General features: G+C 77.1%; 13 protein-coding genes. 11 read left to right on the forward strand and 2 right to left on the reverse strand.

Annotated features, from left to right (window positions below):
- From VGH76_RS01865 to VGH76_RS01885, 5 genes are all read left to right on the forward strand, one after another.
- Positions 1–850 (forward strand): LCP family protein (locus VGH76_RS01865; protein ID WP_331554901.1); only part of this gene is annotated, 850 nt, incomplete at its 5' end.
- A 33-nt stretch (positions 851–883) separates the two neighbouring features.
- Positions 884–2,362 (forward strand): mycofactocin system GMC family oxidoreductase MftG, encoded by a 1,479-nt coding sequence (gene mftG / locus VGH76_RS01870; protein ID WP_331554902.1) that lies wholly within the window; start codon positions 884–886, stop codon positions 2,360–2,362.
- 203 nt (positions 2,363–2,565) lie between these two features.
- Positions 2,566–2,760, forward strand: coding sequence for a hypothetical protein (locus tag VGH76_RS01875; RefSeq protein WP_331554903.1), 195 nt, complete (start codon positions 2,566–2,568; stop codon positions 2,758–2,760).
- 48 nt (positions 2,761–2,808) lie between these two features.
- Positions 2,809–4,104 carry a hypothetical protein gene (locus VGH76_RS01880; RefSeq protein WP_331554904.1) on the forward strand — a complete coding sequence of 432 codons (1,296 nt, stop codon included), beginning with the start codon at positions 2,809–2,811 and terminating at the stop codon, positions 4,102–4,104.
- Positions 4,105–4,207: 103 nt separating this feature from the next.
- On the forward strand, positions 4,208–4,945 hold the full coding sequence (locus tag VGH76_RS01885; RefSeq protein WP_331554905.1) for a hypothetical protein: 738 nt from the start codon (positions 4,208–4,210) through the stop codon (positions 4,943–4,945).
- Positions 4,946–5,000: 55 nt separating this feature from the next.
- Here the strand turns inward: VGH76_RS01885 and VGH76_RS01890 are convergent, their stop codons facing one another.
- Positions 5,001–5,459, reverse strand: coding sequence for a universal stress protein (locus tag VGH76_RS01890; RefSeq protein ID WP_331554906.1), 459 nt, complete (start codon positions 5,457–5,459; stop codon positions 5,001–5,003).
- 240 nt (positions 5,460–5,699) lie between these two features.
- Between VGH76_RS01890 and VGH76_RS01895 the strand changes: the two genes are divergently transcribed.
- From VGH76_RS01895 to VGH76_RS01920, 6 genes are all read left to right on the forward strand, one after another.
- The gene (locus VGH76_RS01895) at positions 5,700–6,410 is read left to right on the forward strand and encodes a hypothetical protein (RefSeq protein ID WP_331554907.1); all 711 of its coding nucleotides are present in this window, start codon (positions 5,700–5,702) and stop codon (positions 6,408–6,410) included.
- Positions 6,411–6,579: 169 nt separating this feature from the next.
- Positions 6,580–7,122, forward strand: coding sequence for a hypothetical protein (locus VGH76_RS01900; protein WP_331554908.1), 543 nt, complete (start codon positions 6,580–6,582; stop codon positions 7,120–7,122).
- Between the two features lie 74 nt (positions 7,123–7,196).
- Entirely contained in the window at positions 7,197–8,069 is an 873-nt protein-coding gene (locus VGH76_RS01905; protein WP_331554909.1) for a hypothetical protein, read from the forward strand.
- 212 nt (positions 8,070–8,281) lie between these two features.
- On the forward strand, positions 8,282–8,617 hold the full coding sequence (locus VGH76_RS01910) for a hypothetical protein (protein ID WP_331554910.1): 336 nt from the start codon (positions 8,282–8,284) through the stop codon (positions 8,615–8,617).
- A gap of 724 nt (positions 8,618–9,341) precedes the next feature.
- Entirely contained in the window at positions 9,342–10,106 is a 765-nt protein-coding gene (locus VGH76_RS01915; RefSeq protein WP_331554911.1) for an RDD family protein, read from the forward strand.
- Positions 10,107–10,347: 241 nt separating this feature from the next.
- Positions 10,348–10,995, forward strand: coding sequence for a hypothetical protein (locus tag VGH76_RS01920; RefSeq protein ID WP_331554912.1), 648 nt, complete (start codon positions 10,348–10,350; stop codon positions 10,993–10,995).
- A gap of 9 nt (positions 10,996–11,004) precedes the next feature.
- Here VGH76_RS01920 and VGH76_RS01925 read toward each other — a convergent pair whose 3' ends face one another.
- Positions 11,005–12,264: an endonuclease/exonuclease/phosphatase family protein gene (locus VGH76_RS01925; protein ID WP_331554913.1), complete on the reverse strand. Its 1,260-nt coding sequence runs from the start codon at positions 12,262–12,264 to the stop codon at positions 11,005–11,007.
- Positions 12,265–12,328: the final 64 nt, after the last annotated feature.

Genomic DNA, 12,328 nt, shown 5'->3' on the forward strand with positions numbered 1-12,328 from the left:
CGCCGGCAAGGCCGGCCAGACCTTCCTGCTGGTCGGCACCGACTCCCGCTCGACCGACCCGACGACGGGCAGCGACGCCACCGCCCCGGACTTCGTCTTCGGCGCCCAGCGCAGCGACGTGATCATGGTGGCGACGATCGCGGACGACGGGAAGAGCGCCAGCGTCATCTCGATCCCCCGCGACTCGTGGGTGAACATCCCCGGCCACGGGATGAACAAGATCAACGCGGCGTTCTCCTTCGGCGGCCCGCCGCTGGCGATCCAGACGATCGAGCAGCTCACCCGGGTGCGCATCGACCACTTCGCGGTCATCGACTTCGCGGGCTTCCAGCAGATGACCGACGCGGCCGGCGGGATCGACGTCAACGTCGGGCAGGCGACGGAGCGCGACGGCGTCGTCGTGCCCGCCGGCCCGCAGCACCTCACCGGTGCCCAGGCCCTGGTCTACGTCCGGGAGCGCAAGAGCCTGCCCGGCGGGGACTTCGATCGGGTGCGCCGTGAGCAGAACGCGCTGCGGGCGCTCGTCTCGAAGGCGCTCTCCTCCGGCACGCTCTCCAGTCCGAGCCAGGCCTACGACCTCGTGAACACGGTGACCCAGCACGTCGGCGTGGACGACTCGCTGACCAACACCGGTCTCGCCGAGCTGGTCTTCGGCCTGCGCGACCTGCGGGCGTCGAACATCGCCTTCCTGACGGTGCCGACCACCGGCACGGGCACGGAGGGCTCGCAGTCCGTGGTCTACCTCGACCAGCAGGCCGACCAGGACCTGTGGTTCGCGGTGAACACCGACAAGGTCGCGCAGTGGGCCGACGCCCGCCCGAACTCCCGGCTCTCGGCGACGCCGCGCTGAGCGCGGCACCCCGTCCGGCGCCACACTGCGGAGGTGGAGCACGACGTCGTCATCGTCGGGGGCGGCTCGGCCGGCTGCGCGCTGGCGGGTCGGCTCTCCGAGGATCCCGGACGCCGGGTGCTGGTGCTCGAGGCCGGTCCCGCCCCGGTGCGGCCCGAGGACTACCCGGCGGAGCTGCGCGACGTCTCCTCCCTCGCCGCCGCCGACGACGGCCACCCGTACAACTGGTCGTTCGCCACGCAGCTGACCGACGCTCCCCACCGGTCCCGCACCGCCCGCGGCCGGGTGCTGGGGGGCTCCAGCGCCATCAACGGGGCGAACCACCTGCGGGCCACCCGCGCCGACGTCGAGGCCTGGCACGGCTGGTCCTGGGAGGACGCCCTCGCCGCCTACGTGCGCGGCGAGGACGACCACGACGTCCCGGGCCCGGAGCACGGCCACGACGGGCCGGTGCCCGTCGAGCGGCCCTCGGGCGAGCTGCTGGCCGGGCTGACGACGCGGATCGTGCGCGCCGCCGCCGCGCTCGGGGTCCCCGCGGAGCCGGACAAGAACGGCGACGCCCCGCCCGGCGTCGGGCTCGTGCCCGCGAACGTCTCGCACGGCGTGCGGTTCAACGCGGCGATGGCCTACGTGCTGCCCCACCGCGACCGGCCCAACCTGTGCGTCCGCGGTGACTCGCCCGTCGCGCGGGTCCTCGTCGACGGCGACCGCGCGGTCGGGGTCGAGACGCTCACCGGGGAGCGGATCGGGGCGGGGGAGGTGGTGCTCGCCGCCGGGGCGATCGCGAGCCCCCAGCTGCTCGCCCTCTCCGGGATCGGGCCCGCCGACGAGCTGACGGAGGTCGGGATCCCGGTCCGGCTGGACCGCCCCGGCGTCGGGCACGGGTGGAGCGACCACCCCGCGGTCTTCCTCGGCTTCGCCTACGACGAGCCGCTGCACCCCGAGGCGGTGTCGGCCCAGGCCGCGATCCACCTCGACGCGGCCACGCTCCACCCGGACCTCCCGGCCGACCCGGCCGGGGACCTCGAGGTGCTGCTCTTCTGCCGGCCGTTCGCGCCCGGCGGCGCCCGCCACCTGATGTGCGCGGTGCAGCAGCCCGACAGCCGCGGCGACACGGTCCTGCACAGCGACGACCCCCGCCGGCCTCCCCGCCTGCGCCACCACTACCTCGCGAGCGCCACCGACCGGGCCCGCATGCGGGCGGTGGTGCGCTTCGCGGCCGATCTGCTCGGCTCGAGCGGCATCGCCATCCCGACGGTGGCCCGGTCGTCCGACGCCGAGCTCGACGCCTGGGTCGCCGCCGGCCTGACCACCTCCTCGCACCTGTGCGGCAGCGCGGCGATCGGCCCGGCCTCGGACCCCGCCGCGGTGGTGGACCCGGAGCTGCGGGTGCACGGGGTCCGGGGGCTGCGGGTCGTCGACACCTCGGTGGTGCCGACGGTGCCGCGGCGCGGGCCGGCGGCGACCGCCCTGATGCTCGGTGAGCGCGCGGCCGAGCTGTTCCGCGACTGACGAGTCGTCCGGTTCGTCCCACGTCGGGTCACGGTTGCGACACGATGGGGTGGATCACAGCGATGTCTCGGCGCGGCGGGGCGCAGAATCTTGCCCGGCCGTGATCCGGGGGTGCGGCCGCGAGAATCCGAGGTGTGGTCCGGGAGTCCGGGCGGGAGCGAGGCGACGTGTCGCTGTGGGGATCGGGCAGGTGCGATGACGCGATGCCGCGGTTGAGCCGGGGGGAGCGCAAGGCGCTCCGGCGTCGGGCGCGGGAGGACGCCGAGCTCGCCGCCCGGATCCAGCGCGCCCAGCGCCGGCTCGCCCAGGCCGCAGGCCCGCTGCCGGTCATCGACCCGCGCACGGCGCCGGACGCCCTCGAGGGGCCCGCGCAGCGCTCCGCGATCGTCGAACGCTGACCCGGGGTCACCCGCCCGGGGCGCATCCCGGGGTGCGACGCTGCTGCGGTGGCGAGCCCGTTCCGCGTGGTCGGCCTCCTCGTCCTGATCGCCGTGCTCCTCGCGGGGTGCTCCGGGGGTGACGCGGCCCCCGCGCCGCCGCCGGCGCACGACCCGCCGACCGCGTTCGGACCGCCGTCGGGAACCCTGCTGCGCGGGTCGTCGACCACCCTGACCGGCGCCTACGGCGCCGCCCCCGAGCTCCCGGTCGCGCTCGACGGCACCACGATCTGGGTGGCCGACTCCGGCGGCGTGGCGCGGGCCGACTCCTCCGCCTCGACGACGGCGGTGCCCCTGCCGCCGGGCCGGTGGGTGGCCGGCGCCCCGCGCCCGGTCCCGGGTGCGGGCCTCGTCCTCGCCGCGTCGGCGACCACCGTGCCCGGCTCGGGCACCACCCCGCCCGGGCTCGCCCTCGAGCTGCTGGCCGTGACGCGCACCGTCACCGGCGACCCCGCCGTGGCCTGGACGGCCGCCGCCCCGCTGCCGTGGGTGGAGGGCCAGCGGTCGGTGAGGACGGCCGTGGTGGGCGTCGCGGCCGCGGGCGACGGGCACCGCGTGGCCGTGCTGAGCGCCACGACCAGCACCCACCGCGCCAGCCTGGCGGTGGACCTCGACACCCGTCGGGTCCTCTGGGTGGCCGACGGCGTCGCGGCGGGCGCGGTGCTCGACGGCCGCGCTCCCGACGGGGAGCCGCTCCCGGGTGCCGTGGTGCCTCCCGGCTCGCAGGGCGCGACCGTGGTCGGTGCCGCCGTCCCGGCGGGCGGCGGGTCCGGCTACTCCCCGTCCTCGGTGGTCGGCCTCGACGTCCTGTCCGGTGCCCGCCGCTTCGTCGCCGACGACGGCTCCACCGCACTGACCGTCACGCGCTCCGGCCCGTCCGGCGTCGTCGTGGGAGGGCGGCGTCCCGGCAACGCCCAGGCGTTCCTCTCGGTGCTGGCCGCCGACGGGACCCCGCGGGGCGACGTGGCCCTCGGGACCGCCTCCTCGGCCCCGCGCTGCGTGTGGGACGAGGCGGACGTGACCGTCTGCTCGGGCCCCAACCGCACGTTCGCGCTCGACGCCGACTCGGCCACGCTGCTCTGGTCGCTGCCCGCGGCCGGGCGGGTCCCGCCGCAGCTGACGACGGCCTGGCACGGCGCGGTGTACGGGACGACGGTGAACGGGCCGGTCGTGGTCGACGCCCGGACCGGGCGGGACCGCAACCCCGCCCCGGGCGCGGCACCGCTCGTCGTCGACGGCTACCTCGGCGTGGGCACGGGCAGCGGCCTGCTGGGCGGGCTGGTCGTCACCCCGGCGACGGGATAGGTCCCCGGTCCGGTCATCCGCCCGCAACGAGAACGATCCACATGACCTGGCTCACTCTGGCAGACTGACGTGACCCTGCTCACGTCCTAGGTTCCGGTGGTCCATGCGCAATCCGCTCGCCGTCCTCGCACCCCGCCGCTTCGGCCTCGAGCCGACCGTCGACCGGGTGCCCGTGCCGCGGCGGGTCCCCGCTCCGGACGCCCTGCCCGCCGTCGAGTTCCTCGAGCACGGCTGCGGGCTGGACGGGGAGGACCACGCGCCGGAGGTCTCGGTGCGCGGGATCGACCCGCGCAACGACCGCGGGCCCGCCGTCGCCTCGGTGCACCTCGCCGCCCGCGAGGGAGGCCCCTGTGCGGACACCGTGGACGAGCTCCTGACGCGCGCGCAGCCGGGCGACTTCCGGGTGCGCCGGTTGACGTTCGACGTGCGCGCGCTCGACGCGGTGCTCGCCGACCGCGGTGGCCGTGCGGTGCTCGAGCAGCTCGTGGCCGCCCCGAGCGACCGCGTGACCAACGCGGTGTTCCGGGCCGCGCTCGGACGCGAGGAGCCGGGGCCGGGCACGGGGGACCTCGACTGCGACGTCCGCGTGGTCGGCGAGGGCGACTCGGTCGCCGGCCGCTGTCGGGTCGACCTCGGCCGCGCGCGCCTGACGATCACGCCACTGCTCACCGGGTCGGAGCGCCTCGCCCGTCGGTTGGCCGAGGCCCGGGCCCGGCCGCGGGACCGCGCGGTGCGGCGCTGCCTGGAGCACGCCCTGGCCGTGGAGCTCGCGTCGGTCCCGCTCGACGACCTCGTCTCCCGGCACCCCGACGCCCCGGCCTGCGACGTCCTGGCCCATTGACACGTGGGGGGCCGACCGGGGTTCGCGGCGCTTCCTCAGCAGCACCTTGCCGCGACTACACCGTGTGGACGATGAGGACGTCCGACTTCGAGCGCCGCGAGACCGCCTGGGGCACCGAGCCGAGCAGGCGCCCGGCGAAGCCTGCGAGGCCCTTGTTGCCGACGACGACGAGGTCGGACCTGTAGAGCTCGGACTTCTCGATGATCGCGTCGGTCGGGTCGCCGTGGACGGCGACGGTGTCGACGTTCTCGGCGCCGGCGCGCACGGCCTCGTCGCGGGCGGACCGCAGGGTCTCCTCGGCGGGGCTCGCCCCGATGATCTTGTACGCCTCGTCGCCGAGTGCCCGCTCGGCCTCCGCCTGGTTGCGGTCCGAGGACGGGTCGCGGGTCTCGTACGCACAGATGATCATCAGTCGCGCACCGGAGTCGGCGGCGACCTCGGCAGCCCGCACGACGGCCTTCCGGGCCGACGACGAGCCGTCGGTCCCGACGGTCACGGTCCTGTAGTCGCCCACGGCGTCCACCGTCCTTCCGTTCGAACGCCGACCTCACACGAGGCGCCCCACCCTGCCAGACCCGTCCGGAGCACCGGATTCGACACCCCGGCCGCGCCGCCCGGCCCGCTCGTCGTGCCGAAGGTCACAGAAAGGTCACGATCTGGTCCACGGGGCGACACGAGGTCCGGATCCGGTAACGGCGGTGTCGCGACTGCGCGATCCCCCCGGCAAGAAGGTGCTCACCGAGAGGCGGGGGACATGGTCGGTCACGACGCGGTGGCGGCGGCCGGACAGGGTGCGCCGGGTCGACGGGTCGACCGGCGCGTCGTCGCCGGGTTCGGGGTCGCGGCGGTGCTCGCGCTCGCGGCGGCCCTGCTGGTCGTCCTGCTCGGGAGCGGCACCGCATCGGCCCAGTCCGGGACCGACACTTCGCCGCAGCCCTACGGCGGAGCGCTCGAGCGGGTCGACGAGGGCGACCGGGTCACCAGCGAGCAGGTGCTGGAGGTCTCGATGCTGGCCCTCGGCACGCTGAACGGCCTGGCCTTCGCCGTCGCGATGGTCGCCAGCCGGCTCCGCGGGCCGACGACCGCGCAGACGCGGCGCGCGCTCATCACCCGGACCGGCGCCGGCGTCGTCTCGGAGTCCCGCCGGGAGCGCCGCGAGCGGGCACGCCACCGGACCTCCGCACCGTCGGCGGCGGACGCACCGGTGGCGCCCGCCACGACCGCGGGGCCGGGCGGCCCCCGCACCCTCACGCCCCGCACGCCGCCGGCGGGGGCGGTGCCCGCGCAGGCCGGGCCCGCACCGCGGGAGGGGCTCGTCCCGGCCGGCCGGGGGCCGCAGCCGCCCGCGCACGGCCGTGGCCCGCACGCCCGGCCGGGGCCGGTGCCCCGGGGCTCGGGACCGCACCCGGTGCCCTCGCCCCCGGCGGGCTCGCCGGAACCGCTCCGACCGGCGGTCCGTCGCTGAAACCCAGCGGTACTGGTGCCCGTGGAGCAGCGCGTTGGGCTGAGTTCCGAGCACCGAGACCTGGGGTGCCCATTACCCTCACGGGTGACGGGCGTCCGGGGGCGGAGGCCCCGTCGTGGTGCGCGCATCCGCGCGCGTCACGCATCGTCCGCGTCGACGAGGAGAGTCCTTGACCGGCAACGTGGCCACTCGCGAGCCCGAGGGCGAGACCGTCGTCCCGCACGCCGCCCTGGCGGAGCGGGTCCGGGAGGCGCGCGCCCGTCTCGACCCGCCGTCGGTGTCGGTGCCCGAGCCGCGCAGCGCCGACGGCGTCGTGCCCGCTCCCGAGCTGCGGACCGACCCGCACGCTCCGGCCAAGGACCTGGTGGCGGCGGTCGACGGGCTCGTCGAGGAGCTCGAGGCGGTCGAGCAGGACCGGGACGACGAGGCGCGCCGGACCCTGTGCCGGATCGCGGCGTGGGTCGGCGACGCCGTGCCGGAGGCCGGCTGGTCGGCGGAGGAGGGGCTCGACACCGACCTGCTGCGCGCCACCTCGGAGGCCGCCCGGGAGCTGCACCAGCACGCCGCCACGCTGCTCGAGCGTCTCGACGCCGAGGAACGGCACGGGCCCGCGGCGGCGGTCGACTCCGTGGCGACGACGCTGCGGGTCGTCGGGGTCGTCGCGGACCTCGAGGTCATGGAGCGCGGGCGCCTGGACGGTCGGACGGACTGACACGGCCCGGTCGTTTCCGTGGACCTCCGTGACTCGGACTCGCATCCGGTGCACGGAGCTGGGACGATCGGGGTATGAGCGTGGGCACCAGCGGGTCGCCGGAGGTGTTCCGGCTCCTGTTCGTGTGCACCGGCAACATCTGCCGTTCGCCGTTCGCCCAATTCCACACCCGCTTCCTGCTCGGCGCCCGGTTCGGGCCGTGGGCGCACGCGTTCGCGGTCCACAGCGCCGGGGTGTCCGCCGTCCGGGGCCACGGGATGCACGAGGACACGCGCGCCCAGCTCACCTCCCGGCGCGACCACCCCGACGTCGCCGCCTTCGCCGCCCGGCAGCTGCCCGACCGCGACGTGCTCCTGGCCGACCTCGTCCTCACGATGACCCGCGAGCACCGCTCGACGGTCCTCGGGGACGTCCCGCGCGCCCTGCCGACCACGTTCACGCTGCGCGAGTTCGCCCGGCTCCTGCGCGCGGCGGACCCCGCGGAGCTCGCCGCGCTGCCCCGGCCGCCCGTGGAGCGGGCCCGGGCCCTGGTGGCGCTCGCCCGCGCCACCCGCGGCACCGTCCCCGCGGTCTCGGCCGACCAGGACGCGGTCCCCGACCCGGTGTCCGGCGGGCCCGAGGCCCACGCGGAGGCCGCGCGGGTGATCGACGAGTGTGTGCGGACCTTCCTCGACCTGCTCGTCGCAGCGCCGGTGCGCCCGCCGCTCCCGCCCGTGCCACCTCCGGGCGCGGGACGGCCGCGACCCCGGCCGCGGCCCGCTCCGGGTCCGCCGTCGCCCCCGACAGGGACGCCGCGGGCCGACCCGACGTCGTTCACGGGCCCGGGCGGCCCGCCGGTGCCCCGGGCCGAGGACGACCCCGCGGGTGGTGCGCCGCCCGCCGCGGACCGCTCCCCGGCGCAGCGCAGCGACGACCTGGCCTCGACGCCGGGCGTCGCCGGCGGCTGACCCGCGCGGTCCCGGCGCGGCGACACGGCAGCCGTGCAACATCCGCGTCGCCGCGGGCGATGAGGGGACCGTGCGCGGTACCCGATCGCGCTGACGATCGGAGGAGCCCGTGGACGAGGGACCGGTCGAGGCCGACGGGAGCTCATGGGAAGCGCTCCCGGGTCAGGCCCTCGAGGTCCTCGCCCGCGCGTGCAACACCCGCGGGGGCCTCGGTGGTCGCGGCCCGCGGCGTCGAACCCCCGACGCCGGAGTCGGCGGAGCGCCTGGCGCTGGGGGTGAACGCCCTGTCCGACGCGCTGGGGCGGGCGGGCGTCCCGTCCGACGAGGCGGGCGACCCGACGGTCCTGCTGCGCACCGCCGCGGACCTGCTGACCGGGTTGGGTGAGGCGGCCCGCCGGGTCGCGTGCTCCGCGGGGGCGGTCGGTCAGGAGCCGGCGGCCGAGGCCGCCGACGGGGTCATGTGCGTGGCGCTGATCCTGCGGATCCTCGCCGAGCTCGGCCTGCGAAGCGTCCCGCCGGCCGACGCGGGCGGTCGTCCGTCCCGCTGAGCAGCGCCGAGCGCCACGTGTCCGCGGCGGCCGCGTCCCCGCGCGTCGCCGGGAGGTCGGACGCGTGGGCCACGGCGTCGACGAAGGCGGCCCCGGGGTCCACCGCGCCGAGGGGGCGCACGACGTGCACGTGGAGCCGCTCGCCACCGACGGTGATCCGGAAACCCCGGCCCCGCCGGTCGACGGCGAGGTCCGCGCCCGAGGCGTCGTCCAGCGCGCCCAGGTCGACGTCGAAGACCGCCCCGCGGCTGGAGGTGAAGCAGAGGCGGCCCGCGGCGAGGCGGAGCACGCCCGGTACGTGGGTCACCTCCCGGACGATCCACGCCGGTCCGATGCAACCGACCGCAGCGGTCCCGTCGGTCGACGCCCGCGGGGCGGGCAGGGGCACGGAGGCAGGGAACCGGGACGCCGGGTGGGGCACGGACGCGTTCGCGTGCGGCGTGCGGTGCACGGGCGTCCCTCCCTCCGCCGGCGACTCGCTCCGCCCACCCTCGGACCAGCGATCACCCCCGTGGCGGCTGCGCTGCTGTGCATCCATCGACCACTCAAACGTCCGGGAGCGCGCGGTGTCATGCTCCGGCCGGGGGAGTTCGGTGTGGCAACAGGGTGGACGATCCCACATCGTCGCGGTGTGCTCACCCCGTAGACCCGAACGGGTGACCCACGGCGGCTGTTCTCGAAAGGGCCCTCCCTAAGGTCACTCTCTGCTGGCATGCTTCCGCCCATGAGTGGACAGAACCCTCCGTACGGCCCGGGGCCGTCGGACGGACAGGGAGGGTCGTCGCCGTTCGGGGCGCCCGGCGACTACTCCGCGCAGTCATCGACCACGGCCGGTCCGGTGGCGGGAGGCCCTGCCACGGCGACCGGCGGCTACGGGCCACCGCCGGCCGGTGCCGGCCCCGTGCCGGGCTACGGCGGCGGACCGGCCTACGGGCCGCCGCCCGGGTACGGTCCGCCTCCCGGGCCCGCGTACGGGCCGGGCCCCGGGTACGGCTACGGCCCCGGGCCGGGCTACGGCCCCGCCCCCGGGTACGGGGTCGCGCCGGACCAGCCGGGCTCGGTCGACGTCGTTGGCACCCGGGTGGGGCAGTACATCATCGACGCGCTGATCACCGCGGTCCCGCTGATCGTGCTGATGGTGCTCGCCACGATCCTCGAGGCGGTGGACTACTCCGGGGTGCTCGCCGTGATCGGCGCGATCCTGTCGTTCTTCGCCTGGATCATCGCGCTCGGGGCGGGCTTCGTCGTGTACGCCTGGTGGCCGTCCACCCACGGGGGGCAGACGCCCGGCATGAAGTTCCTCGGGCTGAAGATCGTCCGCGAGGAGGACGGCGGCGAGCCGACCCTCGGCCAGCACGCGCTGCGGTGGCTGCTGCTCATCGTGGACTGCCTCGCCGCGGGCCTCGTGGGCCTCATCATCATGGTCACGTCCCAGCGCAGGCAGCGCCTCGGGGACATGGCGGCACACACCCTCGTCGTCCGCGCCTGACGAGGGCGCGCGGGCGGCATGGCCACTCCGCCGCCCGCGCTCGCCCCGTGCCCGTCCATCCGGAGGGCCGGGGCCGCAGGGGGGAGACGTTCGTCCGATGGGGGTGCGGGCGGGCTCCCTACTCGACCGTAGGGAAACAGCGGCCGACGAACGAGCGACAACCACGGCAGCGATGGGGGCGCCGTGGCTCCGCCGTCGTCGCGTCGACGCCGGCGACGAGCCGGTGCGCAGGAGGTGGGTCGTGAAGAGTGAACGGGTCGACACCCGAGGTGTCGCCGGAGGCCGGGAGCCCGACGCGGGCAGCCGGGGCGGGTACGCGATGTGGGTCGCCTGGATCGAGGCGTTCCGACGGGGGGAGAACCGCGACACGTCGGGGCTGCCGCCCATCGACGGGGGCATGGGCTCCTACGTCGAGGCGCGGCTGCTGGAGCGGCTGTCCGCGGCCTTCAGCGAGCGGGTCCGCCACTGGCAGAGCGTCCTGGGGTCGTGCATCGTCGCGTCGCCGCCGCCCGACGAGGCCGCGGTGACGGTGCTGCTGCGGGAGGCGGCCTCCGACCTCGAGCCGCTCGCGCGGGTCGCCGGGTCGCCGCTGCTGCCGCGCTCGATGTCGCTGGCGATGCACGACCTGCTCGGCCAGGTGCGTGTGGGAGCACGCGACGCCGTCGAGGAGAGCGCGCGGCGGGTCCGGGAGCCCGAGCGCGAGCCCCGCGTCCCCCGGGTGGCCCGCCGACCGGCGAACAGCCCCGTCCCCACACAGCGCGGGGTGAACGGACGCGCCTGGCGTGCCGCGGACCCCGTCGTCCCCACGCCGGGCCGGGCGGTCCCGCCGACGACGGCACCGCGTCCGGCCACCTCGGGCGCGGCGCCGCTGCGCCACCGGGCCCCCTGACGACCACGATCAGCCCTCGCCGATCCGGGCGAGGATCGCGCGGTGGTCGGTCCCGGCGGCCGGCACCACCTCGAACGCCGTGGCGCGCGGCCCGTCCGTGGTGAGCACATGGTCGATCTGGGCGCCCAGGAACCCCGGGAGCCACGACGGCCAGGTCCCCGTGACGCCGTCGCCGGTCGCCGACCCGGCGTCGGTGCACCCGGCGGTCGCCTCGGCGAACCCGCGGTGGTCCTCGGTGGAGTTCATGTCCCCGGCCACGACGGTCGGGCGGCCGGCGTCACACCACCGCGACAGCCCGGACACGTCGCGCGCCCAGCTCCCGGTGCCCCCGGGACGCGGCGAGCGGGGGTGGACCGCGACGAACCGCAGCCCGGACGCCACCCCCGGCGCGGACCTCGGGAGATCCACGACGACCGAGGGGTAGGTGCCCGACCGGTCCTGGCTCACCGTCGGGCGCCCGAGCGAGGAGCGGACGAAGACGGTCATGCCGCTGGCGTCGTCGGCGTCGTCGGCGGAGTACGAGCGGTAGCCCGAGCCGCCCTGGTCGTCGTCGAGCCGCGACGCGAGCCGGCGGCGCAGGTCGCCGCGGGCCTCGGGCAGCGCCACCAGGTCGGGCTGGCGGCTGCGGACGAGATCGGCGAGGGCGTCCGGGTCGGCCTGGCCCTTGTAGGTGTTCAGCGAGAGGACGACGAGGCTCCCGCCGGCGCCGCCGTCGGCGCCGCCGGTCCCGACCGAGGCGGCCGACCCGCTCGCCCGGCCGCCGACGTCGGCCAGGGCGACGACCCCGACCAGCCCCAGGGCCACCGCGACGAGCAGGGCGTCGGGCCCGGACCGGCGGGTCCACGCCCCGAGGGCGCCGAGTGCCGCCACCGCCACGGCGAGGACGGCGAGCTGCGGGCGGAACGCGACGATCTGCGCGAACGGGGACTGGTCGTCGAGCCCGAGGGCCTCGGGGAAGAGCACGACGAGCGCGATCCCCGCGACGACCAGCGCGCCGATCACGCCGCCGACGCCCGGCGCGCGCAGCCGGCGGGGGCCGGGTCGGCGGTGCGGCGGTCCGGCGGGGGGCCGGCCGGGCGGGCCCTGCGGCGGGACGTGCCAGCCGGGCGGCCCGGAGCGGATGGTGCGGGTCGGGGGCGGACCCGGTGGGGGTGGCGGGCCCGGGGCGTACCGGGGCGGCGGGCCGGGTGGGCCGGGCCGGGGTCCCCGCCCGGCGTCGGGACCCTCCTCCCACCAGCGCCGGTCGTCGGGACCGGTGCGGGGCCGCATGGCTCCAGCGTCTCACGGCCGGTGGGGGCGGGGTGTCCGCGGACGGCTCGTGCCGGGGGCGCGC

Source organism: Actinomycetospora sp. (assembly GCF_036497585.1).
GTDB lineage: Bacteria > Actinomycetota > Actinomycetes > Mycobacteriales > Pseudonocardiaceae > Actinomycetospora.

Coding starts and splice junctions, on each gene's coding strand:
- VGH76_RS01875 (WP_331554903.1), top strand. CDS start 2,566: ATGCCGCGGTTGAGCCGGGGGGAGCGCAAGGCGCTCCGGCGTCGGGCG.
- VGH76_RS01885 (WP_331554905.1), top strand. CDS start 4,208: ATGCGCAATCCGCTCGCCGTCCTCGCACCCCGCCGCTTCGGCCTCGAG.
- VGH76_RS01895 (WP_331554907.1), top strand. CDS start 5,700: ATGGTCGGTCACGACGCGGTGGCGGCGGCCGGACAGGGTGCGCCGGGT.
- VGH76_RS01905 (WP_331554909.1), top strand. CDS start 7,197: ATGAGCGTGGGCACCAGCGGGTCGCCGGAGGTGTTCCGGCTCCTGTTC.
- VGH76_RS01915 (WP_331554911.1), top strand. CDS start 9,342: ATGAGTGGACAGAACCCTCCGTACGGCCCGGGGCCGTCGGACGGACAG.
- VGH76_RS01925 (WP_331554913.1), bottom strand. CDS start 12,264: ATGCGGCCCCGCACCGGTCCCGACGACCGGCGCTGGTGGGAGGAGGGT.